The organism is Pseudomonas sp. p106 (assembly GCF_003936645.1).
GTDB lineage: Bacteria > Pseudomonadota > Gammaproteobacteria > Pseudomonadales > Pseudomonadaceae > Aquipseudomonas > Aquipseudomonas putida_E.
The window spans coordinates 68630-95092 of the sequence record NZ_RHQR01000022.1; the positions used below are offsets into that span (position 1 = coordinate 68630).

General features: G+C 64.5%; 23 protein-coding genes. 11 read left to right on the forward strand and 12 right to left on the reverse strand.

All coding sequences use genetic code 11. The annotated features are described in order from the left end of the window. Positions 1–48: 48 nt before the first annotated feature. A complete protein-coding gene (locus EGJ09_RS22485; protein ID WP_125924823.1) occupies positions 49–954 on the reverse strand; it encodes an AraC family transcriptional regulator in 906 nt (301 codons plus the stop codon). A 122-nt stretch (positions 955–1076) separates the two neighbouring features. Between EGJ09_RS22485 and EGJ09_RS22490 the strand changes: the two genes are divergently transcribed. Next, entirely contained in the window at positions 1077–1790 is a 714-nt protein-coding gene (locus EGJ09_RS22490) for a GntR family transcriptional regulator (RefSeq protein ID WP_115275204.1), read from the forward strand. Between the two features lie 6 nt (positions 1791–1796). Here the strand turns inward: EGJ09_RS22490 and EGJ09_RS22495 are convergent, their stop codons facing one another. The 3 genes from EGJ09_RS22495 to EGJ09_RS22505 all read right to left on the reverse strand — a co-directional run bounded on the left by EGJ09_RS22495 (position 1797) and on the right by EGJ09_RS22505 (position 4446). After that, on the reverse strand, positions 1797–2747 hold the full coding sequence (locus EGJ09_RS22495) for a PDR/VanB family oxidoreductase (RefSeq protein WP_125924824.1): 951 nt from the start codon (positions 2745–2747) through the stop codon (positions 1797–1799). Positions 2748–2759: 12 nt separating this feature from the next. After that, positions 2760–3827 carry an aromatic ring-hydroxylating dioxygenase subunit alpha gene (locus EGJ09_RS22500; RefSeq protein ID WP_115275202.1) on the reverse strand — a complete coding sequence of 356 codons (1068 nt, stop codon included), beginning with the start codon at positions 3825–3827 and terminating at the stop codon, positions 2760–2762. A 148-nt stretch (positions 3828–3975) separates the two neighbouring features. Beyond that, positions 3976–4446 carry a MarR family winged helix-turn-helix transcriptional regulator gene (locus EGJ09_RS22505; RefSeq protein ID WP_046785644.1) on the reverse strand — a complete coding sequence of 157 codons (471 nt, stop codon included), beginning with the start codon at positions 4444–4446 and terminating at the stop codon, positions 3976–3978. A 199-nt stretch (positions 4447–4645) separates the two neighbouring features. On the opposite strand from EGJ09_RS22505, the gene EGJ09_RS22510 reads away from it, so the two are divergent. The 5 genes from EGJ09_RS22510 to EGJ09_RS22530 all read left to right on the forward strand — a co-directional run bounded on the left by EGJ09_RS22510 (position 4646) and on the right by EGJ09_RS22530 (position 11952). Next, positions 4646–5476, forward strand: coding sequence for a p-hydroxycinnamoyl CoA hydratase/lyase (locus EGJ09_RS22510; RefSeq protein ID WP_046785643.1), 831 nt, complete (start codon positions 4646–4648; stop codon positions 5474–5476). A gap of 75 nt (positions 5477–5551) precedes the next feature. After that, positions 5552–7000, forward strand: a complete 1449-nt coding sequence (locus EGJ09_RS22515; RefSeq protein WP_125924825.1) for an aldehyde dehydrogenase — start codon at positions 5552–5554, stop codon at positions 6998–7000. 76 nt (positions 7001–7076) lie between these two features. After that, positions 7077–8960 carry a feruloyl-CoA synthase gene (locus EGJ09_RS22520; RefSeq protein ID WP_125924826.1) on the forward strand — a complete coding sequence of 628 codons (1884 nt, stop codon included), beginning with the start codon at positions 7077–7079 and terminating at the stop codon, positions 8958–8960. Beyond that, a complete protein-coding gene (locus tag EGJ09_RS22525; RefSeq protein ID WP_125924827.1) occupies positions 8957–10198 on the forward strand; it encodes a thiolase family protein in 1242 nt (413 codons plus the stop codon). Before EGJ09_RS22520 ends, EGJ09_RS22525 begins: the two co-directional genes overlap by 4 nt. Before the next feature lie 14 nt (positions 10199–10212). After that, positions 10213–11952 (forward strand): acyl-CoA dehydrogenase, encoded by a 1740-nt coding sequence (locus EGJ09_RS22530; RefSeq protein WP_125924828.1) that lies wholly within the window; start codon positions 10213–10215, stop codon positions 11950–11952. On the opposite strand, the gene EGJ09_RS22535 is transcribed toward EGJ09_RS22530, so the two are convergent. Beyond that, positions 11933–12943: a formylglycine-generating enzyme family protein gene (locus EGJ09_RS22535; RefSeq protein WP_125924829.1), complete on the reverse strand. Its 1011-nt coding sequence runs from the start codon at positions 12941–12943 to the stop codon at positions 11933–11935. The genes EGJ09_RS22530 and EGJ09_RS22535 overlap by 20 nt on opposite strands. Further along, entirely contained in the window at positions 12940–14610 is a 1671-nt protein-coding gene (locus tag EGJ09_RS22540; protein ID WP_125924830.1) for an arylsulfatase, read from the reverse strand. Before EGJ09_RS22540 ends, EGJ09_RS22535 begins: the two co-directional genes overlap by 4 nt. 248 nt (positions 14611–14858) lie before the next feature. On the opposite strand from EGJ09_RS22540, the gene EGJ09_RS22545 reads away from it, so the two are divergent. Beyond that, positions 14859–16250, forward strand: a complete 1392-nt coding sequence (locus EGJ09_RS22545) for an alginate export family protein (RefSeq protein ID WP_125924831.1) — start codon at positions 14859–14861, stop codon at positions 16248–16250. A gap of 36 nt (positions 16251–16286) precedes the next feature. Next, entirely contained in the window at positions 16287–17492 is a 1206-nt protein-coding gene (gene mhpT / locus EGJ09_RS22550; RefSeq protein WP_115275194.1) for a 3-(3-hydroxy-phenyl)propionate transporter MhpT, read from the forward strand. A gap of 79 nt (positions 17493–17571) precedes the next feature. Here the strand turns inward: mhpT and EGJ09_RS22555 are convergent, their stop codons facing one another. Both EGJ09_RS22555 and EGJ09_RS22560 read right to left on the reverse strand, forming a co-directional pair. Continuing rightward, on the reverse strand, positions 17572–18081 hold the full coding sequence (locus EGJ09_RS22555; protein ID WP_012313945.1) for a nucleoside deaminase: 510 nt from the start codon (positions 18079–18081) through the stop codon (positions 17572–17574). Positions 18082–18115: 34 nt separating this feature from the next. After that, positions 18116–19450 (reverse strand): nucleobase:cation symporter-2 family protein, encoded by a 1335-nt coding sequence (locus EGJ09_RS22560; RefSeq protein WP_125924832.1) that lies wholly within the window; start codon positions 19448–19450, stop codon positions 18116–18118. Positions 19451–19635: 185 nt separating this feature from the next. Here EGJ09_RS22560 and EGJ09_RS22565 point away from each other — a divergent pair, with 185 nt between their 5' ends. Together EGJ09_RS22565 and EGJ09_RS22570 are read left to right on the forward strand one after the other, a co-directional pair. Beyond that, positions 19636–20550, forward strand: coding sequence for a LysR family transcriptional regulator (locus EGJ09_RS22565; protein ID WP_125924833.1), 915 nt, complete (start codon positions 19636–19638; stop codon positions 20548–20550). A 98-nt stretch (positions 20551–20648) separates the two neighbouring features. Further along, positions 20649–21134 (forward strand): anti-virulence regulator CigR family protein, encoded by a 486-nt coding sequence (locus EGJ09_RS22570; RefSeq protein ID WP_125924834.1) that lies wholly within the window; start codon positions 20649–20651, stop codon positions 21132–21134. A 19-nt stretch (positions 21135–21153) separates the two neighbouring features. Here the strand turns inward: EGJ09_RS22570 and EGJ09_RS22575 are convergent, their stop codons facing one another. Beyond that, the gene (locus tag EGJ09_RS22575; protein ID WP_125924835.1) at positions 21154–22140 is read right to left on the reverse strand and encodes a 5'-nucleotidase; all 987 of its coding nucleotides are present in this window, start codon (positions 22138–22140) and stop codon (positions 21154–21156) included. Between the two features lie 173 nt (positions 22141–22313). On the opposite strand from EGJ09_RS22575, the gene adhP reads away from it, so the two are divergent. Then, positions 22314–23324 (forward strand): alcohol dehydrogenase AdhP, encoded by a 1011-nt coding sequence (gene adhP, locus EGJ09_RS22580; RefSeq protein WP_119688737.1) that lies wholly within the window; start codon positions 22314–22316, stop codon positions 23322–23324. A 104-nt stretch (positions 23325–23428) separates the two neighbouring features. Here adhP and EGJ09_RS22585 read toward each other — a convergent pair whose 3' ends face one another. The 3 genes from EGJ09_RS22585 to EGJ09_RS22595 all read right to left on the reverse strand — a co-directional run bounded on the left by EGJ09_RS22585 (position 23429) and on the right by EGJ09_RS22595 (position 25948). Next, positions 23429–24175, reverse strand: a complete 747-nt coding sequence (locus tag EGJ09_RS22585) for an SDR family NAD(P)-dependent oxidoreductase (protein WP_119688738.1) — start codon at positions 24173–24175, stop codon at positions 23429–23431. Between the two features lie 12 nt (positions 24176–24187). Further along, positions 24188–24874 (reverse strand): type 1 glutamine amidotransferase domain-containing protein, encoded by a 687-nt coding sequence (locus EGJ09_RS22590; RefSeq protein WP_012313957.1) that lies wholly within the window; start codon positions 24872–24874, stop codon positions 24188–24190. A 450-nt stretch (positions 24875–25324) separates the two neighbouring features. Beyond that, positions 25325–25948: a glutathione S-transferase family protein gene (locus tag EGJ09_RS22595; protein ID WP_125924836.1), complete on the reverse strand. Its 624-nt coding sequence runs from the start codon at positions 25946–25948 to the stop codon at positions 25325–25327. Positions 25949–26463 lie beyond the last annotated feature (515 nt).

Below are 26463 nucleotides of genomic sequence, written 5' to 3' on the forward strand. Positions count from 1 at the left end.
CAAAGCTTGGGCTGCACGCTGGCTGATACTTTTTTGCAGTTGTTGCGCTCAGTGATGGTTCTGCTCGGTCAGCCGCTGGATCACCAGGCTGCGATAGTCGGAGGGGGTCATGCCTTTGAGCTGTTGAAAGCGCCGGTTGAAATTGGACAGGTTGCTGAAGCCTGATTCGAAGCACACCCCGGTCACCGGCAGGTCGCTTTTGGCCAGCAGTTCGCAGGCCTTGCTGACCCGCAGGCGGTTGACGAACTCGACAAAACCGCGCCCGGCCGCCTGTTTGAAGAAGCGTGAGAAGTAGGTGGGGGTCATGCCCAGGTGCTCGGCCACTTCGTTCTGGGTCAAGTCCTGGGCGTAGTGCTGGAAGATGTAGTTCACCGCCCGGTTGATGCGCTCGACGTTGTGCTCGTCAGCCAAATGCGAGGAGGTGACTGTGGACAACAACTGGTAGTCCTCGCAGCCGGCCAGCTGTTCCATGAGGATAAAAAAGTATCCAAGGCGGGTCATGCCGCGGCTGTGCGCGATGCGTTGCAACAATTGGCGGCTCTCGGCGATCAGCGTGGGGTCACGGAACTCGATGCCGTAGTGTGCGCGGGCCAGCAACGGGCTGAGCTGGTGCAGTTCAGAAAATGCCCGGCTGCCGCTGTGCAGCACCTCGTCCGTGAAATTGACCAGCATGTCGCGCTGGCTGAATACCTCCCCGGGGCCGGCCTGGCTGATCCAGTTGTGCGGCAGGTTGGGCCCTGTGAGGAAAAGCGTGTTCGGCGCGAAGCTGCCGATGTAGTCGCCGATGAACACTTTGCCGGCGCTGTCCACGATCAGGTGCAGTTCGTATTCCTTGTGGAAATGCCAGCGCACCAGCGGGCTGGGAAAGCCATGCTGGCGGTAGATCAGAGAGTCGCCCTCGTGATCGTCCATCAACTCGTAGGACGGGTCGCTGACTTTGCTCGTTCTGGGCATGGCGCTGCTGGGCTCCGAAGGACGAAGTACCATCGTAGCCTGAACAGGGCAGGTGTCACAGGCCGCCAAGCGCGCCCGCGCTTGCGGTATGATTGGCGCTTCTGTCTCTGGAACCTCCCTGGATGAGCAAGCCCGGTCAAATGGTGCTGATCGCGTTGCGCAAGATGATCGCCTCGGGCGAACTGGCGGCTGGCGCGCGGCTGATGGAAGTGCCTACCGCCGAACGGTTCGGCGTCTCACGCATGCCCGTACGCATGGCGTTTCGTACCCTGGAGCAGGAGGGCTTGCTGGTGCGTTGCGGCGGCCGTGGCTTCCAGGTGCGTTCGGTCAGCGCCGACGACATTGCCGGCGCGGTGGAGGTGCGCGGTGTGCTCGAAGGCCTGGCTGCCCGCCAGGCCGCTGAGCGCGGCCTGCTGCCTGCGGCGCGCGAGGCGCTGCAGCGCTGCCTGGTCGAAGGCGACCTGTTGTTCGACAAGGGGTATGTGACCGAAGAAGACTTGCACGCCTATCACGACCTGAACATGCGCTTTCACCAGGTGATCGTCGAGGCCAGCCACAACCCGGCCATCGCCGATGCCCTGGCGCGCAACGACCACTTGCCGTTCGCTTCGGTCACTGCGCTGGCGGTGGACCGTCACGACCTCGCCCGTGAATTCCGGCGCTTCAACTTCGCGCACATGCAGCACCATGCGGTGTTCGATGCGCTCACCCACGGCCAGGGTGCCCGCGCCGAGGCGATCATGCGCGAACATGCCAATGCCACGTTGCGCTATGCCGAAACCTTTGGCGCGGCCACGGCGGACGAGGGCATGAAGGTGATCCTGCCCCCGTCCTGAGGCGTTTTACAGGTCCAGTACCAGCAGGGGCGTCTTCGCCCGCGAACAGCACGGCGTGAACTGGTCGTTCAGGGCCTGTTCCTGCTCGGTGAGGAACAGGTCGCGGTGCTCTGGCGTGCCCTGCAGCACACGCGTCAGGCAGGTGCCGCAAATACCCTGTTCACAGGAGACGGCGATCTCGATGCCGTGGCGTTCCAGCACCTGCACCACGCTCTGGTCGGCCGGCACCTCGAACACTTGGCCGGTGCTGCCTACCTGCACCGAGAAGCTGCCGTCGTCGCTGTTTGCAACCGGCGCTGCGGCGAAGTACTCGCGGTGCAGGTTGGCCTGCTGCCACCCCAACTGCTTGGCAGTGTCCAGCACGTGCTGCATGAAGCCGCCAGGCCCGCACACGTAAAGGTGCACATCGCCCTGCGGGTTGCCCAGCACTTGGGCGATGTCCAGGGCGGTCTCCGGCTGCTCGTCAAAATGTACGAACAGGCGGTCAGCGAAGGGTGCGGCGCGCAGGCGCTCGACAAAGGCTGCGCGGTCGCTGGAGCGTGCACAGTAGTGCAATTCGAAATCGTCGCCGTTGCAGGCCAGTTGCTCCGCCATGCACAGCAGGGGCGTGATCCCGATGCCACCGGCGAACAGCAGGCTGCGCCGGGCGCCCTGGGCCAGCGGGAACAGGTTGCGTGGGGCGCTGATGCGCAGGCGGTGGCCAGCCTGCACCTGCTGGTGAAGGCTGCGCGAACCGCCGCGTGAGGCGGGGTCGTTGAGCACGCCGATCAGGTAGCGGTGGCGTTCTGCAGGGTGGTTGCACAGGGAATACTGGCGCACCAGCCCGTCCGGCAGGTGCACATCGATGTGCGCGCCGGCGCTGAAGGGCGGCAGTGGGCTGCCATCGGCGGCCGCCAGCTCGAAGCTGCAGATGCCCTGGGCTTCGTCGTTGCGGGATACCACTACGGCATCGATCATGGCGCGGGCTCCTCAGGCGGGGGTGGTGTGGGTGGCGATCACGTGCGGTTGGGGCGCGTGCTCTTTGGCGATAAGCCGCTCCAGCACCTTGCGCGCCTGTACGCCGCCGGCGTCGATGTTGAGCTTGAGCAGGTTGCGCTCGGGGTAGGCGAGCAGGTTCTGCTGCTGGCGTTCGAGCATTTCCAGGTCTTCGCTGAAAATCTTGCCCTGGCCTTCGCGGATGCTCGCGGTCAGGGCCTGATCGTGGGCGGCAAAATTGCGCGCCATGCCCCAGAAGTACCAGATCGAGGTGTCGCTCTCGGGGGTGATGAAATCGACCACGATGCTCGAGGCCTTGTGCTCGGCCGGGGCGTGGTAGCCGCCGTGGCCGGCATGGGCCACGCCCACCTCGATCAGTACATGGCTGGGCGGGGTGAAGCGGCAGATCTGCCAGCGGTCCACCGGCACGTCATCGGCCAGGCCGTTGCCGCGCAGGGCCATGCGCCAGAAGGGCGGCGGCATGATGTTTTCCATGTGTCGGGCGGTGACCACTTCGTCGCCGCTCACCGTGGTGGCCGGGGGCGCCTCGTCGATTTCCTTCTGGCCGATGCTGGAGGCATGCACATAGGTTTCATGGGTGAGGTCCATCAGGTTGTCGATCATCAGGCGGTAATCGCAACCGATGTGGAACAACCCGCCGCCATAGGCCCATTCGTCGCTGGCCGCCCACGGCAGGTGCGGGATCAGGGCCGGGTCAGCCTGGGTTTGGTCACCGGGCCAGACCCAGATGAAGCCATGGCGCTCGACCACGGCGAAGGCCTTGTTGCAGGGGAAGCCCCGCACCCGTTGGCCAGGCATGGCGACGGCTTTGCCATCACAGCCCATGACCAGCCCGTGGTAGCCGCACACCAGGTTGCCGTTTTCGACAAAGCCCAGCGACAAGGGCGCGCCGCGGTGCGGGCAAAAGTCTTCTACGGCGGCGACGCGGTTTTCGTTGGCGCGGTAAAACACGATCTTTTCCCCGCAAATCTGCCGGCCCAAGGGTTTCTCGGCGATTTCGTCAGGGGTGCAGGCGACGTACCAGGTGTTTTTCGGGTACATGAAGGACCTCCAATTGTTGTTGTTATTTAATGGATCCATTAAGGCCTGAGCTGAAAGGCTGGTCAATGGTTAATCCCAACAAAAATTGGAGGCCGTGCGATTATCGTACGCTTAATGGATCCATTTGGCGGATTGGGGATGAATGGCCCTATTCCTTGTAAATTTTCGTCAGCAGCCGCAGCAGTTCTGTGCGCTCGGCTTCTTCAAGGCTGCCAGTAGCCTCCCGATCGCTGTCGCTGGCGATCTGTTTGAGCTCCTTGAGCATCGCTTCGCCCGACTTGCTCAAGAAAATCCCGTAAGAGCGCTTGTCCGGCTTGCACCGCACTCGCACGGCCAGCGCACGCTCTTCCAGTTTGTTCAGCAGCGGCACCACCTGCGGCGGCTCGATCGCCAAGGCGCGCGCCAGGTCCGCCTGCATCAGGCCCGGGTTCTGCTCGATGATCGCCAGCGCAGAGAACTGCGCCGGGCGCAGGTCGTAGGCCGCCAGCCGGCTGATCAGGTGCTGGAACAGCTTCAGCTGGGCGCGGCGCAACGCGTAACCGAGCAGGTCCTCAAGGACCGTGTCGCCAGGGGGCGTGGGCAGGGAAGCGGTGTCGTCGGTTCGGGCAGACCTTGCCATCGGATTGCATGCTCCTGTGTCATGAGTAAGAAAGTTACCCAGTTTGCCTGCGCTGGCTCAATCCGGCTAGTGAAGCTCAGGCTAAAAAGCTTCTCAAACGGCTGGAAGGCAAAGATAATTTTCATAATAGTTAATTGACATAACTAATTTGCCGGATTAGTTTGATGGTCACCACCTCGAACAACAAGAGTGCAGAACCATGAGCAAATACGAAGGCCGCTGGACCACCGTGAAGGTCGAACTGGAGTCGGGCATCGCCTGGGTAACCCTCAACCGCCCGGAAAAACGCAATGCCATGAGCCCCACCCTGAACCGGGAAATGGTCGACGTGCTGGAAACCCTGGAGCAGGACGCCGACGCCGGCGTGCTGGTGCTGACCGGGGCCGGTGAGTCGTGGACTGCAGGCATGGACCTGAAGGAATACTTCCGCGAGGTCGACGCCGGCCCCGAAATCCTTCAGGAAAAAATCCGCCGTGAAGCCTCGCAATGGCAATGGAAGCTGCTGCGCATGTACGCCAAGCCGACCATCGCCATGGTCAACGGCTGGTGCTTCGGCGGCGGTTTCAGCCCACTGGTGGCCTGCGACCTGGCCATCTGCGCCGACGAGGCCACCTTCGGCCTGTCGGAAATCAACTGGGGCATCCCGCCCGGCAACCTGGTCAGCAAGGCGATGGCCGATACCGTTGGCCATCGCCAGTCGCTGTACTACATCATGACTGGCAAGACCTTCGGCGGTGCCAAAGCCGCCGAGATGGGCCTGGTCAACGAGAGCGTACCGCTGGCCCAGCTGCGCGAGACGACCCGCGAGCTGGCGCTGAACCTGCTGGAGAAGAACCCGGTGGTGCTGCGTGCAGCCAAGAACGGCTTCAAGCGTTGCCGCGAACTGACCTGGGAGCAGAACGAAGACTACCTCTACGCCAAACTCGACCAGTCCCGCCTGCTGGACACCGAGGGCGGTCGCGAGCAGGGCATGAAGCAGTTCCTCGACGACAAGTCCATCAAGCCGGGCCTGCAGGCTTACAAACGCTGAGGGCCGGGGCGGGCTGTGCCGCCACTGGCCACAGCCTGCGGATATTTCTCTACAACCACAACAAGAGGGATGAGCATGTTGCAGGTGCCTTTGCTGATTGGCGGGCAGTCGCGCCCCGCCAGCGATGGACGAACCTTCCAGCGCTGCAACCCGGTCACCGGCCAGGTGGTGTCGCAAGCCGCTGCCGCCACGCTGGCCGATGCCGATGCTGCGGTGGCCGCCGCCAGCGCAGCGTTCCCGGCCTGGGCCGCGCTGGCGCCCGGTGAGCGGCGCAGCCGCTTGCTGGCCGGCGCCGACCTGCTGCAGGCGCGCGCTGCCGAGTTCATCGCCGCGGCCGGCGAAACCGGGGCCATGGCCAACTGGTATGGCTTCAACGTGAAGCTGGCCGCAAACATGTTGCGCGAAGCTGCGGCCATGACCACGCAGATTACCGGTGAGGTCATCCCCTCGGATGTGCCCGGCAGCTTCGCCATGGCCCTGCGCGCCCCGTGCGGTGTGGTGCTGGGCATCGCGCCGTGGAATGCCCCGGTGATCCTCGCCACGCGGGCCATCGCCATGCCGCTGGCCTGTGGCAACACCGTAGTGCTCAAGGCCTCCGAGGTCAGCCCGGCGGTGCACCGGTTGATCGGCCAGGTGCTCCACGATGCAGGCTTGGGCGAGGGCGTGGTCAATGTGATCAGCAATGACCCTGCCGATGCGCCCGCCATCGTCGAGCGGCTGATCGCCAACCCTGCGGTGCGCCGCGTCAATTTCACCGGCTCCACCCAGGTGGGGCGCATTGTCGGCGAGCTGGCTGCACGGCACCTGAAACCTGCCTTGCTCGAACTGGGCGGCAAGGCGCCGCTGTTGGTGCTCGATGACGCCGACCTGGACGCCGCCGTCGAAGCTGCAGCGTTTGGGGCCTACTTCAACCAGGGCCAGATCTGCATGTCCACCGAGCGCCTGGTGGTCGACAACCGCATCGCCGACACCTTCGTCGACAAGCTGGCGGCCAAGGTCGGCGGGCTGCGCGCAGGTGACCCGCAGGCCAGCACGTCGGTGCTCGGTTCGCTGGTCAGCGGTGCGGCCGGCGAGCGCATCAAGGCGCTGATCGACGATGCCGTGGCCAAGGGCGCACGCCTGGTGTGCGGTGGCCAGCTGGACGGCAGCATTTTGCAACCGACCTTGTTGGACAGCGTCGACACGAGCATGCGCCTGTACCACGAAGAGTCCTTCGGGCCAGTGGCAGTGGTGCTGCGCGCCGAGGGCGATGAAGCCTTGCTGACGCTGGCCAACGACTCCGAGTTCGGCTTGTCGTCGGCCATCTTCAGCCGCGACACCAGCCGTGCGCTGGCCTTGGCCCAGCGTGTAGAGTCGGGTATCTGCCACATCAACGGCCCGACCGTGCATGACGAGGCGCAGATGCCCTTCGGTGGAGTCAAGGCCAGCGGCTACGGCAGCTTCGGCAGCCGCACCGCCATCGATCAATTCACCCAGCTGCGCTGGGTCACCCTCCAGCACGGCCCCAGGCATTACCCCATCTAGGCAACGCGCACCATCGGCCGCCGCCCGCACCGCCGGGCGGCGGCAGGCTGTACAACAATAACAAGGAGCAACCTGCGTGAATAACCAAGCCCGCACAGGGGCGACCGCCCCTGGTCAAAGCCCGCGCTACCGGCAGGTGTCCATCGGGCATCCCCAGGTGCAGTTCAGCGAGGCCGACGGCATCCTGCGCATGCAGGCCGTCGAGCCCCTGGCGCCGCTGCCGGTGCGCCTGCTTGACCGGCTGCTGCACTGGGCCGCACAGCGCCCGGACACCACCTTCATTGCCGCGCGTCAGCCCGACGGTGCCTGGCGCACAATCACCTACGCGCAGATGCTCGTGCAGGTACGTACCATCGCCGCCAACCTGCTGGGCTTTGGCCTGAGCGCCGAGCGGCCGCTGGCGCTTTTTTCCGGCAACGATATCGAGCACCTGCAGATCGCCTTGGGCGCCATGTATGCCGGCATCCCGTATTGCCCGGTGTCGCCGGCCTACGCGCTACTGTCCCAGGACTTTGCCAAGCTGCGGCATGTGTGCGAGGTACTGACGCCGGGGTTGGTGTTCGCCACCGACACCCAGCCGTTCCAGCGTGCCTTCGACGCCGTGCTGGACCCATCGGTGGCGGTGGTGAGCGTGCGCGGCCAGGCCGCCGGCCGCCGGCACCTGAGCTTCGACAGCCTGCTGCAGCCGGGCGACCTTGCGCCAGCCGATGCGGCGTTTGCCGCTACCGGGCCCGACACCATCGCCAAGTTCCTCTTCACCTCCGGCTCCACCAAGCTGCCCAAGGCGGTCGTCACCACCCAACGCATGCTGTGCGCCAACCAGCAGATGCTGTTGCAGACCTTCCCGGTGTTCGCAGAAGAGCCGCCGGTGCTGGTGGACTGGCTGCCGTGGAACCACACCTTCGGCGGCAGCCACAACCTGGGCATCGTGCTGTACAACGGCGGCAGCTTCTACCTGGACGCCGGCAAGCCCACCCCGCAAGGCTTCGGCGAAACCTTGCGCAACCTGCGCGAGATTTCCCCCACCGCCTACCTGACCGTGCCCAAGGGCTGGGAAGAACTGGTCAAAGCGCTGGAGCAGGACGCACAGTTGCGTGAAGTGTTCTTTGCCCGCATGAAGCTGTTCTTCTTCGCCGCCGCCGGGCTTTCACAAAGCGTGTGGGACCGCCTGGACCGCATTGCCGAGCAGCACTGTGGCGAGCGCATCCGCATGATGGCCGGCCTTGGCATGACCGAAGCGGCGCCATCCTGCACGTTCACCACCGGGCCTTTGTCGCTGGCAGGCTATGTGGGCTTGCCTGCCCCGGGGTGCGAAGTGAAGCTGGTGCCGCTGGACGGCAAGCTGGAGGCACGCTTTCGCGGCCCGCACATCATGCCCGGCTACTGGCGTTCGCCGCAGCAAACGGCCGAGGCGTTCGATGACGAGGGCTTTTACTGCTCGGGCGATGCCTTGAAGCTCGCCGATGCGCAGCAGCCCGAACAGGGCCTGATGTTCGATGGGCGTATTGCCGAAGACTTCAAGTTGTCGTCGGGGGTGTTCGTCAGTGTCGGGCCGCTGCGTAACCGTGCGGTGCTCGAAGGCTCACCCTATGTGCAGGACATCGTGGTGGCTGCGCCGGACCGCGAATGCCTGGGCATCCTGGTGTTCCCGCGTCTGCCCGAATGCCGGCAACTGGCCGGGCTACCGGCTGCGGCCAGCGATGCCGAAGTGCTCGGCAGCGACGCGGTGCGCAGCTGGTTCGCCGCTTGGCTGGAGCGCCTGAACCGTGACGCCCAGGGCAACGCCAGCCGGATCGAATGGTTGTCACTGCTGGTAGAGCCGCCGTCGATCGACGCCGGGGAAATCACCGACAAAGGTTCGATCAACCAGCGTGCGGTGTTGCAGCGCCGGGCTGACACGGTAGAGGCGCTGTACCGTGGCGAAGACCCGACCGTGCTGCCCGCGCAGGCGCGCCCGTGAGCAGCGCCGGGCTGTGCACCGCGTTCGACGATGTGGCCATCGTGCAGATGGTGCGCACGCCGTGGGTCGACCTCGGCGGTGCGCTCGCCGCGGTTTCACCGATCGACCTGGGCATCAAGGCCGGGCGGGCGGTGCTGGCGCGCGCCGGCATCAGCCCGCAGGCGGTGGACAGCGTGCTGGCCGGCAGCATGGCCCAGGCCAGTTTCGATGCGTACCTGCTGCCGCGCCATGTCGGGCTGTACTGCGGGGTGCCGCAAGCCGTGCCCGCGCTGGCAGTGCAGCGCATCTGCGGCACCGGTCTCGAGTTGCTGCGCCAGGCCGGGGAGCAGTTGCGCAGTGGTGTGCAGCAGGTGCTGTGCGTGGGCGCCGAGTCGATGTCGCGCAACCCGATCGCGGCGTATGAACACCGTGGCGGCTTTCGCCTTGGCGCGCCGGTAGGGTTCAAGGATTTTCTCTGGGAGGCGCTGTACGACCCGGCTGCCGGGGTGGACATGATCGGTACTGCAGAAAACCTGGCACGCGCGCATGGCCTTGGCCGAGAGACCGTGGATGCCTGGGCGCTGCGCAGCCATCAGCGTGCGCTGCAAGCCCAGCAGCAGGGCTGGTTCGACGAGGAAATCGTCGAGGTCACGGCAGAGGCTTTCAGCGCTGAAGGCTGCCTGCCACGTGGCATCGAACTGCCACGCGGCGTGGCCCACGTCAGCCACGACAGCCACCCGCGGCCGACCGATGCCACAGCGCTGGCCCGCCTGCGTGCGGTGCACGCCGGTGGCGTGCAAACCGCCGGCAACAGTTGTGCAGTGGTCGATGGCGCGGCGGCGGCGTTGGTGACGCGTTTTTCCACGTGCACCCAGCCACCGTTGGCACGCTTGCTGATGGCCACGGCCGTGGGCGTGCCCCCCAGCACCATGGGCATCGGGCCGGCCCCGGCCATTGCCTTGCTGCTCGAACGCAGTGGCCTGCGCCTGGAGCAGATCGACCGCTTCGAAATCAACGAAGCGCAAGCCGCCCAGGTACTGGCAGTGGCCCAGGCGCTGCAACTGGATGTGGAAAAACTCAACGTGCATGGCGGCGCCATCGCCCTGGGCCACCCCTTGGCTGCCACCGGCCTGCGTCTGGTGCACACCCTGGCCCGTCAGTTGCGCCAGGGCAACCTGCGTTATGGCATCGCTGCGGCCTGCATCGGCGGCGGCCAAGGCATGGCGGTGCTGATAGAAAACCCCCACTTCGTGGCTTGAATCCGAGGACTCCCATGGCTTGGAAGGCTCCCCTGCAGGACATGCAATTCGTGCTGGAGCACTGGCTGAGGGCCGAGCAGGCCTGGCAGCAGTTGCCGGCCTACGCCGACGTCGATCTCGAACTGGCCCTGCAGGTGCTGCAGGAGGCCGCCCGCTTCAGCGAACAGGCACTGGCGCCGTTGAATGCACTGGGCGACCGCCAGGGCTGCCACCTGGAGCAGGGCAGGGTGCGCACACCGGACGGCTTTGCGGCGGCCTATCGGGCTTACGTGGACGGCGGCTGGCCGGCGCTGGCCTGCGAGCCCCGGTTCGGCGGCCAGGGCTTGCCGTTGGTGCTGGATGCGGCGGTTCAGGAGATGCTCTTTGCCAGCAACCATGGCTGGGCTATGTACACCGGCATCGCCCATGGCGCTTACCTGTGCCTGAAGGCCCATGGCAGTGCCCAATTGCAGGCGCGTTACCTGCCCGGCATCGTCAGCGGCGCAAGCCTGCCCACCATGTGCCTGACCGAGCCGCAGGCCGGCAGTGACCTTGCCTTGCTGCGCTGCCGTGCCGAACCGCTGGGCGACGGCAGCTACGCGGTCACCGGCAACAAGCTGTTCATTTCCGGGGGCGACCACGACCTGACCCGCGACATCCTGCACCTGGTGCTGGCGCGTTTGCCCGATGCACCGGCAGGCAGCCGTGGGCTGTCATTGCTGCTGGTGCCCAACGGGTTGGAGGGCGGTGTGGGCAACGGGGTGCAGTGCGATGGCCTGGAGCACAAAATGGGCATTCGCGGCAGCGCCACCTGTGCGCTGCGCTTCGAGGGGGCCAAGGGCTGGCTGGTGGGGCAGGCGCACGGTGGCCTGGCGGCCATGTTCGTGATGATGAATTCCGCCAGGTTGCACGTCGGCCTGCAAGGGCTGGGGCACGCCGAAGCGGCTTGGCAACTGGCCCGTGACTACGCACTGGAGCGTCGCCAGATGCGCGCACCCGGGCATTCGCCGGGCGCCGCTGCCGACCCCATCCACCTGCACCCCGCCATGCGCCTGACGCTACTGGAGTTGCGGGTGCGCACCGAAGGCATGCGCAGCCTGGGATACTGGACGGCGCACTGGCTGGATGTGGCCGACGCCTCTAGTGACCCTGCCCAGCGTGCCAAAGCGTCGACACTGGCGGCGTTGCTGACGCCGATCATCAAGGCGGCGTTCACCGACTACGGTTTCAGCCTGTCGAGCAAAGCGCTGCAGGTGTTTGGCGGCTATGGCTACACCTGCGAATTCCCCATCGAGCAGGTGCTGCGCGACAGCCGGATTGCGATGATCTACGAAGGCACCAACGAAATTCAGGCCAACGACCTGTTGTTGCGCAAAGTGCTGGGCGATGGCGGTGAAGGCTTTGCGCTGCTGCTGGGCGAGCTGCGTGCCGAGGCCGGGGCCGGCCAGGGCGGCGCTGCCGAGGCGCTCGGTACGGTCTGCGACCGGTTGCAAGGGGTGGTTGCCGAGGTCGAGCGCAGTGCTGCGCACGGCCCGGAATACCCCTACCGCGCGGCCGGGGCGTTCCTGCAGTTGTGCGCCACGGCACTGCAGGCTTTTGCCTGGGCCCGCACCGTTCGCTGCCTCGAGGCGTTGCCGGCCGAAGCGCCGCTACGGCGCGAGAAGCACGAAAGCGCCACCTTCTTTTTCAACTATCTGCTGCCAGACTTCGACCGGCAGGTGGCAGCCATCGAGGCGGCCGCCTGCCCATTGCCGTTCATTGGCGAACCGTTCTGAACCCCACGTGCGAGGTCGCGATAAAGGCCGGCTGAGGCTGGCGCGCCGAGGGCCGGTAACGCATGCACAGGTCTGCCGAGCACAGGTGCGAGCCGCCTTTGATCACCGCCACCGGTATGCCCGGCTCGGCGGGGTCGTAGCTTTCGCTCAAGGCGGGGCCGGGCGGGTCCAAGGCCGCGTCGCGTTGCGCATCGTGGCCCGGGCGATAACCCGTGCGGGTCAGCTCCCAGACATTGCCCCCCGCATCGAACACGCCGAACCGGTTGGCCGGGAAGCAGCCCACCGGTGAGGTACCGGTGAAGCCGTCAGCGGCCATGTTGTTGTAGGGGAACTGGCCCTGCCAGGTGTTGGCCATCAGCTTGCCCTTGGGCAGCTCAGTCTTGCCCCAACTGAAGTCGGCATCTTCCAGCCCGCCACGCATGGCGTATTCCAGTTGCGCTTCGCTGGGCAGGGCACGGCCAGCCCAGCGCGCGTAGGCCTGGGCATCTTCCAGTGTCACTTGCACCACCGGGTGGTTTTCAAGCCCTGCCAGGTCACTGCCAGGGCCCTGCGGGTGGCGCCAGCTGGCCCCTGGCACAAACTGCCAGCCGGGGGCGAGCACGTTCGGCCCTTGCTGGAACACCATTGCGCCCGGCACGCGCAGCGTGTCGGGCAGGGTGGGGTCCACCTCGGCGCTGATGCCCCGTTCAGCCTGGGTAAGGTAACCGGTAACTGCCACGAACCGGGCGAACTGGGCGTTGGTGACCGGGTGCCGGTCGACCCAGAAGCCCGACACCTTTGCCGCGTGTGGCGGGCCTTCTTCATCGTAGAAACGGTCGGAACCGAAGGTGAACGCGCCGCCCGGCACGTGCACCATGCCATCGTGCCTGGCGGGCAAGCCGCTGTAGCCCTCGCACAGCAGTACCGGCGCCGGGGCTTGTGGCCAGGCGCCGTAGGCCACGGCGAGTAAGCCGGCGGCGACCAACGCGCAACCGGCTACCCGCGCAATCATGGCTTGCTGGCCAGGGGCAGGGCGGGGCTTGCCGGGCGCCCGTCAGCGTCGATGGCGATATTGCTGCGTTGGGCATAGGCCTTCCAGTCGCGCAGCAGGTCGCTCACCTGCCGGGGGTGTGCGGCTGCGATGTCATGGTGCTCGCCAGGGTCGTTGCTCAGGTCGTACAGGTGCCAGGCCGGGGTGCCATCGGTAGCATCCCACAGCAGTTTCATCGGCCCTTTGCGCAGCGAGGCACTGCCGTTGATTTCCCAGCCCAGGGCCTCGTCATGGGCGTGGATCCGGGTGTCCTTGCCTTGCAGGTAGTCCAGCGCCGAGGTGCCCTGCGGCGGAACGATGGCGCGGTCGCGGTAGTTGATGCCGGGCATCGGCGCGCCGGCCAGTTGCAGCAGCGTCGGCATGATGTCCCGGACACTGGCCAGCTCATCGCTGCGTCCGGCCTTGATGGTGGCCGGGTGGTAAACGAAGGCGGGCACGCGGATGCCGCCCTGGTAGGTGGTCATCTTGTAGCGGCGGCTGGGCAGGGCGCTGACCTGGGCCCAGGCCGAGCCGATCATCAGGAACGAATCACGCCGCCCGTAGTTGGCCAGGCGGGTATCGAAGTTTTCCTTGATCCAGTTGGGGTCGACGCGGGTGGCATTTTCCGGCCCGTTGTCGGACATGAACAGCACCAGTGTGTTGTCCAGTTCACCGGTTTTGCGCAGGTGATCGACCAGGCGCCCGACCTCGGCATCCAGGGCCGCCACCATGGCCGCGTAGACCTCCATGGTGCGCGCCGATTGCTGTTGCTGCTGTTTTGTCAGCGATGCCCAGCCCGGTACGCCCTCCAGTTGCGGCTCCAGCGGGAAGTCCGCTGGCACCAGCCCGGCCTTGCGCTGACGCGCCAGGCGCTCGCGGGCAATCACCTCATAGCCTTGGTCGTAGCGGCCGCGGTATTGCGCCAGGTATTCATCCGGTGCCTGCAAGGGCCAGTGCGGCGCGGTGTAGGCGGCAAAGGCAAAGAAGGGTTTGTTGCTGGCCTTGCCGTCGTCGATGGCGGCGATGAGGCGGTCGGTGAACCAGGTCGTGGAGTAGAAGTCGTCGGGCAGTTCGATGGGCTCGCCATTGTGGCGGAAGGTCGAGCTGTAGTTGGGCTGCAGCGCCATGTTGGCCTGCTTGAAATGCGCGGCGCCCCCTTCGAGCAGCACGTAGGCCTGGTCGAAACCACGGTTCTGGGGCTGCTGCGCGGGCTGCATGCCCAGGTGCCATTTGCCGGAGATGTAGGTGCGGTAGCCAGCATCGTGCAGCAGTTCTGCCAGGGTGGCGACATTGCTGCCCAGGACCCCTTCGTAACCGGCGCGCACCTGAGCGCCGGCCGGCAAGCGTTTGCGTGCTTCGGCCATCATGCCCAGCCCGGCCAGGTGCGGGTCGTTGCCAGACATCAGCATGGCGCGGGTAGGGGAGCAGCTTGGCGCGGCATGGAAGTCCAGCATCAGGCGGCCGTCGGTCAGCAGTTTGTCCAGGTTGGGCGTCTGGATTTCGCTGCCCAGGGCCGATAGGTCCGAGAAGCCAAGGTCGTCAGCAACAATCAGCAGAATGTTTGGTTGTTTAACGGTTGGCGTGGCCATGGCCTGGCTTGCGCCGAGCATGAGCAAGCCGAGAGCGGCAAGAGGTTTGAGGCAGTTCATGAGGATGCTCTTTTTGTTTTGATTAGAGTCGTGGCGGCGTGCCCGCAAGGTAGAGAGCCCGCAACGTCCATGGTAACGGCCATTTGTGCGGCTGCGCAGGCGCCTGTGAAAAAAACGTTCGATAAACGAACGCTGGATCTGCCTGATATCAGGTAGTTTCACTCGCCCTATTGACGGCAAGATGGTTAACAAAAATAATCGTTAACAGAGTTATCCAATTTCATAAAAACAAGTAAAGGGAAATTCTGATGACCAGGCCGTTGAACCGGTGGTGGGTGCCCGTTGTACTGCTTTCGATAGGCCAATGCGTGCAGGCGGCCAGTCCGCTTGAACAGAGCCGGCCAGGCCGGCCCGGCGCGCCTCGCTGGGTCGAGGACTATCGGTTCCTGGATGCCCCGGCCAAGGCCAGCGACCCATTCGATGGGGTGCGCTACCATCGCTTGTCCGAGTCGGCCTGGCTGCAGCTGGGGGCCGAAGCCCGTTACCGGGCCGATGTATTCAACAAGCCTTTTTTCGGCTTGCGCGGGTTGAACGACGACTCCTATTTGATGCAGCGCTTGCAGGCGCACGCCGACCTGCATCTGTTCGATGATGCTGTGCGCACCTTCGTCCAGGTGGAGAACACCCGGGCTTTCGGCAAGGACCTGTACTCCCCAAATGATGAAAGCCGCAATGAAGTGCGCCAGGCCTTCGTCGATTTCAACCATGATTTTGCCCAGGGGCGTTACACCACCCGCATCGGCCGCCAGGAGATGGGGCTTGGCGACCAGGCTTGGGTCACCTACCGGGACTCGCCCAACATCCGCCTGAGCTTCGACGGCGTGCGCGCCAGCCTCAACCTCAAGGACGGCCGCAAGCTCGACGCCTTCGCGTTTCGGCCGCTCAAGACCGGCGAGGACAGCTGGGACGATGGCAGCAACAATGCAGTCAAGTTCTATGGCCTGTATGGCACCTTGCCGCTGACGGCGGCCTGGAACATCGACCTGTTCGCCTTCGGCCTTGAAACCGATGACCGCAGCCTGGCCGGTGAAGCGGGCGACGAGCAACGCTATACCTTCGGCACGCGGGTGTTTGGCCGCCAGCAGGCGCTGGACTGGAGCTGGAACCTGGCCGGGCAGACCGGGCACCTGGGCAACGCCTCGATCCGTGCCTGGGCGCTGTCCAGCGATACCGGCTACACCTTCGCGCACGCCTGGCAGCCTCGGCTGGGCATGCGCATCGACGCCGCCAGCGGTGACCGCGAGCTGGGCGATGGCAAGGTCAACACCTTCGACCCGCTGTTCCCGCGCAACGGCGTTTATGGCGAGGCCAGCCTGACCACCTTGAGCAACATCATCGTGGTGGGGCCGACGTTCGGCTTTTCACCTTGGCGTACCTTGCGCTTCGAACCGGGCGTCTTCGAAGTGTGGAAGCAGCGTGCAGAAGACGGTGTGTACATGCCTGGCATGAGCCTGCTGGCCAATACCCGTGGTACCGGGCGCCATGTGGGCACCATCTACCGTGCCAACACCCGTTGGCTGGCAACACCCAACCTGACCCTGGACGTCGACCTGAAGTACTACGACGTCAGTTCCGCCATCAAGGACGCCGGTGGGGAAGATTCTTCGTTCATCTCGTTACGTGCCACGTTCAGGCTTTGATCCCAACCCAACGCATAACAACAAAAGGGCCTACCCATGCGTGATTCATCCTCATCTTCAAGCAAGCCGGTGCTCACCATCGGCCTGTGTTTTCTCGTGGCACTGCTCGAAGGCCTCGACCTTCAGGCTACCGGCATCGCCGCACCGCACATGGCCAAGGCGTTTGCACTGACACCGGCGATGCTTGGCTGGGTGTTCAGTGCAGGGCTGCTGGGGTTGCTGCCCGGTGCATTCATCGGCGGTTGGCTCGCTGACCGGCTGGGCCGCAAGAACATCCTCATCGTGGCGGTGCTGTTGTTCGGCGGCTTTTCGCTCGGTACCGCCCTGGCCGACAGCTACGCCTCGCTGCTGGTCGCTCGACTGATGACGGGCCTGGGCCTGGGTGCCGCGTTGCCCATCCTGATCGCCCTGGCCAGTGAAGCGGCGCCCGAGCGGCTGCGCAGCACCGCCGTGAGCATCACGTATTGTGGCGTGCCCCTGGGCGGCGCCATCGCTTCGATCATCGGCATGGCGCCGTTGGGCGAAGACTGGCGTGTGGTGTTCTACGTGGGTGGTATCGCACCGATCGTCATCGCCCTGGTGCTGGTGGTATGGCTGAAAGAGTCCCAGGCGTTTCGTGCCCAAACCGGTGAGAAGGTTGCCGGCCAAGGCATGCTGGCCCAGCTGTTCGGGCCGGGGCATGCAAGCCGCACCCTGCTGCTGTGGGTGGCGTGCTTCTTTACCCTGACCGTGTTGTACATGCTGCTCAACTGGTTGCCGTCGTTGTTGATCGGGCAAGGTTTCAGCCGCCCACAGGCAGGCACGGTACAGATCCTGTTCAACCTCGGCGGTGCGGCGGGCTCGTTCCTGACCGGGCGGATGATGGACAAGGGCCACGCCCGCCGCGCAGTGTTCATTGCGTACATCGGCATGCTGGCGGCGCTGGCTGGGTTGGGCCTGTCGACGAGCTTTGCCTTCATGCTCGTGGCCGGGTTCATTGCCGGCTACTGCGCCATCGGCGGCCAACTGGTGCTGTATGCACTGGCGCCGACGCTGTATTCGACCCAGGTGCGGGCCACTGGGGTGGGCGCTTCGGTTGCCATCGGGCGCTTGGGTTCGATGGCCGGGCCGTTGGCGGCGGGGCAGATCCTGGCCGCAGGGACGGGCGTAGGCGGGGTGCTGCTGGCGGCTTCACCAGGCCTGGTGGTGGCTGCTGTGGCCGCACGGGCATTGCTGGCCAAACGTAATCGCCAACCGCAGTAAGCTGCCTGCAGGCGGTTCAAGGTGCCAGGCAGTTCGGTGACCCTGCCTGGCACTTCTTGGGCTCAGTGTGCGGCCATGCTCATTTCCAGAACCCCTTGTGCGCAGCCGCTGCTTCGTCCTCCAACAGCGGGCCGTGCACGATCACATCACGCTGACCACGGGCGAACACCTCACGGCACGGCAAGGAAAACGTCGGATTTTCCGGGTGGTCCCCGGTCAGCCCGAGCAGCGTATGTTCCGACAGCGCATACACCACCCGGCCAATACCGGTCCAGTACACGGCACCGGCGCACATGCAGCAGGGTTCGGCGCTGGTGTAGAGCGTGCAGTTGGCCAGTGCTTCGGGCGGCAGGGCCTTGGCTGCCAGGGCCGCAGCGACCAGTTCGGCGTGTTGGGTGGGGTCGCCTTCGGGCGGCATGGAGTTGTTGCCGGCGCTGGCGATCACCCGGCCTTCGGCATCGGCGACGATGGCCGCGAAGGGGTGGCGACCGCGTGCTTTGGACTGCTCTGCCAGGCGCATTGACTGGCGTAGCAGGTCCAGGTCGAGGGCGGACAGGTCGGTGGCAGCTGGCGTGTAGGGAGTGGTCATGGATGCTCCTGGGAATAGGCAGGGGTAAAAGGGCTCACTTGGCCACGCTGGCATCGGCGTGGTCGGGGTCTGTGGTCTTGTCGTTGTTGAGCAGCAGGTTGAGCGTGATCGCCGTGATCGCGCCGAGGAAAATGCCGCTCTCCAGCACCAGCTTGAGCGGGCCGCTCAGGTGATGGAAAAGCGCCGGGAACGACATTGGCAACACGCCGATGCTGATCGAAACGGCGACGATGATGCCGTTGCGGGTACCTTCGAAAGGCACGCGTGAGAGCGCCTGGATACCGGCCACCGTGGTCATGCCGAACATGACGATGGCGCACCCGCCCAGCACCGGCGTGGGCACGGCGGCGATCAGCGCGCCCAGTTTCGGAAACAGCCCCATCAACACCATGATTGCGCCGGCAGCGGCGACCACGAAGCGGCTCTTGACGTTGGAAAGCGCGATCAGCCCGGTGTTCTGGGTGAAGGCGTTGTACGGGAAACTGTTGAACAGCCCGCCGAGCATCGTCGACAGGCCGTCTGCCCGGAAAGCGTTGCCTAGTGTGCTGGTATCTGTGGGCTTGCCGACCAGTTTGCCGATGGCCAGGCAGTTACCCGTGGTCTCGGCCATGATCACCAGCATCGCCAGCACCATGATGAGGATTGGCGTAGTGGAGAACTGCGGCGCACCGAAGGCCATGGGTGGGCTCAGCTCGAACCAGGCGGCTTCGCTGACCTTGCCGAAGTGCGTCATGCCAAAGGCTGCGGCCAGCAGGCTGCCGCACAGCAGGCCGATCAGCACGCTGAGGTTGCCGATAAAGCCCGAAAAGCGCGCATACACCAGCAGCGTGATGGCGACCGTCGCCATGCCCAGCAGCAGGTTGGCGGGGTTGCCGAAGTCCGGCGCCCCCGGGTCGCCGCCACCCAGCCAGATGGCCGCTGCGGGCATCAGCGAGATACCGATGATGGTGATCAGGCTGCCGATCACCACCGGCGGGAAAAAGCGCAGCAGCCGGCTGAACAGTGGCGCGAGGCCAATGGTGATGGCGCCGGCGGCAATCACGGCGCCAAACACCTCCTGCAGGCCGTACTGCTTGCCGATCATGATCATCGGTGCCAGCGCGATGAACGAGCAGCCCTGGATCAACGGCAGGCGTGCCCCGAAGCGCCAGAACCCGAGGGTCTGGATCAGTGTGGCGATGCCCGAGGTGAACAGGTTGGCGTTGATCAGCGTCACGACCTGCGCCTGGGTCAGGCCCAGTGCGCTGCCGAGGATGAGTGGCACCGCGACCGCGCCGGCATACATCACCAGCACGTGCTGCAGGCCAAAGGTGAACAGTTGCCGCAGCGGTAATACTTCGTCTACAGCGTGGACCTTGCTTGGGCTCATGGCGTGAATCTCCTGAAGGTGCGGCTCTTTTCGTTGTTTTCGGCGCCTGGAGTGACACGCAGCGCAGGTTTGAACAGGGCAGCTGCAAGCGTGGTCGAGGCCGATGATCCGGCGAAATGAACGATGGAACAAATGAGTAACCATCGTTAGCATCGATGGATCATGTGGCAGGGCAGGGGGTTGGGATGCGCTTTTCGCTGGAGCAATTGCAGGTGTTCGTCGCCGCAGTACAGGCGGGCTCGTTTTCGGCAGCGGCGCGGCGCCTGGGGCGTACCCAGTCCACCGTCAGCGCTGCAATCAGCAACCTGGAAACCGACCTGGGCGTGGAGTTGTTCGACCGCAGCAGCCGCATTCCGGCATTGACCGCCGCCGGGCATAAACTGCTGCTACGGGCCGAGGGCATCCTTGAGCGTTGCTATGCCCTGGAGGGCAGCGCCGACAACCTGGCGCAGCAGGCCGAGCCTGCGCTCACGCTCGCCATCGAGGTGCCGTATGGGTCACTGATCCCGGTGTTCAAAGCGTTCGATCAGGCGTTCCCCTTCGTCGACTTGCTGATTCGCCACCCGGTGCACGGCGATGTCAGCGAAATGGTGCTTAAGGGTGAGGCAGACCTTGGCATCGCTTTTTCCCAGCCGGGCTACCCGCCTGCATTGGCCTTCCAGCAGCTGGGCAAACTGATCATGGCTCATGTCTGCCACGCCACCCACCCGCTGGCGCAACTGCAAACCTGCACCTTCGCCGACCTGCACGCCCACCGCCGTCTGGCCTTCTTCGCCCACGCGCAAAAGCTGCCCAGCAGCGAATACCTGCGTACCGCGCAGCTCTGGCAGGCCGAGAGCTACCTGGCGCTGGTGGAAATGGTGCGCGGTGGCCTGGGTTGGGCGACCCTGCCACGGCAGCTGGTGCAGCGGGAGCTGGGTGCCGGTGAACTGATCGAGTTGCAGCTGCAGGCCTATCCGCACACCGACTGGCTGGTCGGCGTCGACCTGCTGTGGCATCAGCAGCGCCGGCCGGGCAGGGCTGCCCTGTGGTTGCGCGATTGCCTGCAGCGTACCAAGGTGTTCGAGCTGGACCGGCGCGGCATGCCTACCACGTTGTAGGCGCCATGTGCTGAGCCTGCCAGGCGCGCTGGCCTGCTGTCGATGATTGCAATGTCGTCTACATTTCAACAAACCTCTACACCGCAAAGGATGCTCTCATGGCCAAGTTGAACGCTCTGATTGCCGCTGTAACGTCAGTGGCATTGCTCGCGGCGTCGGGCGCTGCGCTCGCCGACCCGGGTAACGGCAAAGGCAACGGTAATGGCAACGATAAGGGGCATGGGCAAGGCAAGGGGCAGGCCCCGCATGCCCAAGGGCAAGGCAACGCTGGCGGCAAAAAGGGTGGCTCGGGTGGCAGTGACTGGCATGGCGGGCCGTCGATCGACCGGGGGGATGTGCTGGGCATTCTGGGTGGCCACCGCAGCTATTGGAGCCCGGGCCCCGCATTACCGCCGGGCATCCAGAAAAACCTGGCGCGGGGCAAGCCGCTGCCGCCTGGTATCGCCAAGAAGCTCGATGGCCGGCTGCTTGGGCAGTTGCCGCATTACGACGGATACGAGTGGATGCAGGCCGGGGTTGACCTGATCCTGGTAGCTGTCGCGACGGGGATCATTTATGAGGTGGTGAACGGGGCGTTCGATTGAAGTGGCTGAAGCGGCGCTTTCAACCCATCTTCAAGCGTGCCGTGGTCGTGTTGACCACCTCGCTCGGGCGCCGCTCTAGCGTTTTGTTGGCTACCCCAAACGGCACATGCACCATCGGCAAGTCCCCTGCCGCCGACATCAGATGGCTGCGCTGGTCATCGAAGAACATGTGTGGTTTGAGAATCGACAGCACGCGGCTCTTCTCCATTCCCCCAAGAAAGAACGATTCATCCGGTGAAACACCCCAGTCCTTCAAGGTCGTCACCACCCGTTCATGTGACGGGGCATTGCGCGCGGTGACGATGGCGATACGCAGGATGCGTTTGTATGCCGGGTCCTGCACCAGCTTCTGATCTTCGAGCGTGCGAATCAGCGAAAGCTTGCGATACAGGTCCGCCAACGGCCCCGGCTGGTGCGGAATGGCCTTGTGCGCATGTTCATGTGCCTGGAATTCATTCAGGTCCTGGCGCTCTTTGTACACGCTCTCCGCTTCGTCATCGGCAATCACCCCATCGAAGTCGAAGGCCACCCGCAATTCGGTGTCAATCTCGTCATCATAGATCTTGCTCGGCAGCACCAGGCCGGCGGGGTAGTCGGCGTCGATGGCACGCTGCACGTCACCTTCGTGGGCGCTGAGAAACAGCGAGGCGTTGAAGGCGGGGATGTATTCGTAGGGCGAGCGGCCGGACATGAATGCGGCACGGGTGATGTCCAGGCCGTAATGGGCGGTGGAGCGGAACACCCGCAGGCCGGTTTCGGGTGAGTTGCGCGACAGCAGCACCACTTCTACCGGCAACTGCTCGGGGAAGGCCTTGTTGATGCTCAGGAAGCGGCGGATGAAGGGGAATGCCACGCCTTTGGGGAAGGGTACGTCGAGGTTGGCTTCCTGGTGCAGGCGGTAGGCTTCCACGCCATCTGTCTGGTAGATATCGTCCGAGACGGTCAGGTCGAACAGTGCACTGGAGGCGACGCCGACGACGAGTTTCTGTTCGATGGGGTAGGGCATGGCGGGCTTCCTGGTGATGGTGCAGGGGCGCCTTGTCAGCAGGCTAGGCTCGAATCCTAGCAAACCCGGGCACCTACCGTCACAGACCCTGACCTGCAGCAAGTCCTGCGGCCAAACCACCACTATGCTGAACCCTTCAACTCAAGCTCACTCAGGTAATCAAGGAGGCATTCATGAAAGCTGCAGTTGTTGCAAAAGGGCGCCGTGTGGAGGTGGTGGAAAAAAAACTGCGCTCGCTTGCGCACGGTGAAGCGTTGCTGAAGATGCAGTGCTGTGGCGTGTGCCACACCGACCTGCACGTCAAAAATGGCGATTTCGGTGACAAGACCGGTGTGATCCTCGGCCACGAAGGGATTGGCGTGGTGGTGGAGGTAGGGCCGGGCGTCACTTCGCTCAAGCCGGGCGACCGGGCCAGCGTGGCGTGGTTCTTCCAGGGCTGTGGGCACTGCGAGTACTGCAACAGCGGTAACGAAACGCTGTGCCGTGAGGTGAAGAACTCGGGCTATACCGTCGACGGCGGCATGGCCGAGGCGTGCATCGTGGTGGCCGACTACGCGGTAAAGGTGCCCGACGGGCTCGACTCGGCTGCCGCCAGTAGCATCACCTGCGCTGGTGTGACCACCTACAAAGCGGTGAAATCGTCCAACATCCGCCCTGGGCAGTGGATTGCGGTTTATGGCCTCGGCGGGCTGGGCAACCTGGCCCTGCAGTATGCGAAGAATGTGTTCAACGCCCGGGTCATCGCGATCGATGTGAATGATGAACAGCTGGCGTTCGCCCGTGAGATGGGCGCCGACCTGGTGGTCAATGCGCGCAGTGAGGATGTAGCCAAAGTCATCCAGGCGCAAACCGGTGGCGCGCATGCGGCCGTGGTGACGGCAGTGTCGAAAAGCGCGTTCAACTCTGCGGTCGATGCGCTGCGTGCCGGTGGCCGGCTGGTGGCTGTCGGGCTGCCGCCGGAGGCCATGAGCCTGGACATTCCGCGGCTGGTGCTCGATGGCATCGAAGTGGTCGGGTCACTGGTCGGTACCCGCCAGGACCTGGCTGAAGCCTTTGAATTTGCCGCGCAAGGCAAGGTGGTGCCGAAGGTGACGCTGCGGCCGATCGAAGACATCAACGACATTTTCGAAGAGATGCTGGCAGGTAAGATCAAGGGTCGGATGGTGATCAACTTCGCGGATTGAGCAGTGCCCTGTCAGGTGCATGGGGCGGGGTTTTCAGCGCTGTCTGGATCGAGCGCCAGAACACCCGAGCCATGCACCCGTCACTGTCTTCAACCTTGGCAACATCACCAGGTGATCGGCTGACCGTCCCACGCCCAGAAGCTGCCACTGTCCGCCGGCCCAAGCCGGCCAATCTGCTCCAGGATGCACTGCGCCGCGAACGCAGGTTCAAACAATTGCTCGGCGGGCACATTGGCCTGAAACGGTTGGGAAAGCTGCGTATCGGTGGTGCCGGGGTGCAGCACCAGCACCGTGGAAGCTGGGTTGATGCGTTTGAGTTCGATGCTTGCCGTATGCAGTAACTGGTTCAACGCGGCCTTGCTGGCGCGGTAGCTGTACCAGCCGCCCAGGCGATTGTCGCCGATGGACCCGACCCTGGCCGACAGTGCGGCAAAGGTGCAGGGCTGCTTGCGCAGCAGCGCCAGCAGGTGCTTGAGCAGCAGCACCGGCGCGAACGCGTTGGTCGCGAAGCTGGCCTGCAGGCCAGCCAGGTCGAGTTGGGCCAGGGCCTTTTCCGCCTTGGCACCGTCGCGCTGCAGAATGCCCAAGGTGCTTATGACCAGATCAAGGTGCGTGCAGGTGCGGCCGACCTCACGGGCCAGTGCTTCAAGGGACTGTTCGTTGCGGGCGTCGCAATCGATGCACACCAGGCGCTCGCCATGTGCAGCGGCGAGCGCGGCCAGGGCTTCGCTGCCCCTGGCCTGGCGCGACACCGCCCACACCCGCGCCACGTCATCGCGTGCCAGCAGCTGTTCACAAAGCGCCAGGCCGATGCCCTGGCTGGCGCCGCAGATGAGTGCGTTCAGCGTCATGGTGCAGCGGCCCTATTCGCTTGCCAGGCGCTTGAGCAGCGCCGTGGCCACCGCCTCGGACGATGCCGGGTTCTGCCCGGTGATCAGGTGCCCGTCCTCGACCACATGGCTTGCCCAGTCCGGGCCCTTGGAATACTCACCGCCATTGCGCTTGAGCATGTCCTCGACCAGAAATGGCACTACATCGGTCAGCCCGACCGCGTCTTCCTCGCTGTTGGCGAACCCGGTCACTTTCTTGCCCTTGACCACAGGATGGCCGTCTGGCGCGTTGACGTTCTTGAACACACCCGGCGCATGGCACACGGCGGCAATCGGTTTGTTGGACGCATAGAAGGCTTCGAGCAGCGTCTTGGAGTCCTTGTCCTCGGCCAGGTCCCACAGCGGCCCATGGCCACCGGGATAAAACACGGCGTCGAAGTCGTAAGGGTCGATTTCGCTCAGCGGTACTGTGTCGGCCAATGCCATCTGCCCCTCGGTGTCACTGCGAAAACGCCGGGTCGCATCGGTTTGCGCATCGTCCTCGTCGCTCTTGGGGTCCAGCGGCGGCTGCCCGCCTTTGGGCGAGGCGAGCGTGACGTCTGCGTTGGCGTCGATGAACACGTAGTAAGGTGCGGCGAACTCCTCCAGCCAGAAGCCGGTTTTTTTGCCGGTATCGCCCAACTGATCGTGGGATGTCAGCACCATCAGGATCTTTTTCATCTGAGCCTGTTCTCCAAACATGAATGGGCAGCGCGCCGTTCGCCCTGCATTACTGTGGGAGGGCGCAGCAGGGCAGACGTTCCCTGCGCAGCAGCATCCTGTGTTGTCAGCTTTGCGCAGTCTGCGGCCATACCACGGCCTGGCAAAGCAAGTATGTCCGATATCCTGCGGCAGAATGCAGCATCGCCCTTGCTGGTGATGCAGGCGCTGCGGTGTATGGCACCGGCTTTGCCGGTGATCGCCGGCAAGCCGGCTCCTACAGGAGTGGCGTCAGCTGTAGAAATTGGATAAGCCAGTGCCCCGCAAGGTGGTGAAACGGGTTGGATGCCATGCCTTATGGCCGGCGCCGTACCTCGTGTGTGTGCCGGCTTGCCGGCGCTCACCGGCGAAGCCGGTGCCTGTCGAGCTTCAGCCGTTACGCCGGCCTGGCCCTCGTGGTTGACGCTACCCCTACGCCATCCCGTTGCGCCCATGGGCCAGGAAGCCTGCACGCTCGCTCAACCGTTGGTAGTAATCCCGCACCGCCGGCAGGTGAGGGTGCTCGAAGGGCGTTTCGAACCAGCGATTGACCGAAAGCCCGATGGGGATATCGGCCAGCGTAAAGCTGTCACCGGCCACATAAGCACCGGTCGCAGCCAACTGCTGCTCGAGGATTCGCATATGGCGCGACCAGTCTGCGCAGCCGGCGGCCAGCGCCTGGGCATCCTGGTGCGCGGGTGAGTGACGCACCAGCGACATGAACGCATAGCTCCACGAGCGGTTCAGGTCCGAGGCCTGCCAGTCGATCCATTGATCCACCCTGGCCCTGGCCGTGGCCTCGGTGGGGTACACCAGTGCATCGCCATAACGCGTGGCCAGGTAGCGGATGATGGTGTTGGATTCCCACAGCGTGAAGTCGCCGTCCTGAATCACTGGGACCATGGCGTTGGGGTTCAGGGCCAGGAAGGCGGGCGTGTCGGTGGGCTGGAAGCCTGCGCCCCAGTCTTCGCGCTCGAAGGGAATATCGAACTCGATGCAGGCCCAGAGGACCTTGCGCACATTGATGGAAGAATCCCTGCCCAATATCCGTAGCATGCTGTAGTCCTTTTCCGGGAAGAGCCGATCGTCAACCACGGCACTTCTTCGGTCAAGCGTAAAGCGCAATGGACAGTAGCGGCCATGCACCCCCACCTAGGCACCGATTCGGTCCCCGGCGAGACGGCCGTTACCGAGGCCTTGCAGCCTTGGTGTTACGCCCATTCTGGCGTTTAGCATTTGGATGGATCGCGGGCAAGAAGCCCGGCAGCCGGCTACGCTCACTACTTGAGAAACATTCTGCAACATTAGGCCAGCAGGCCCTGAAGGATCACGTTCACCGCTGCTGATGGATGGTCGCGCTGGTTTGGCAGGTCGCCCCATGGGGGGCCGCAAAACACAGGTTGCCGCAAGCAATCTGTGCAACTCCAAGCGGAGGATCATCATGCTCAGGAAATGCTTGTTGGCTTTGGCCATCGGGGCTGTGTTGTCGGCTTCGGCGGTATTGGTGCCTGACACTATCGGCAATACTTCGAATGCGTATGCGAAGGATGGTGGTGGTGGTGGTGGTGGTG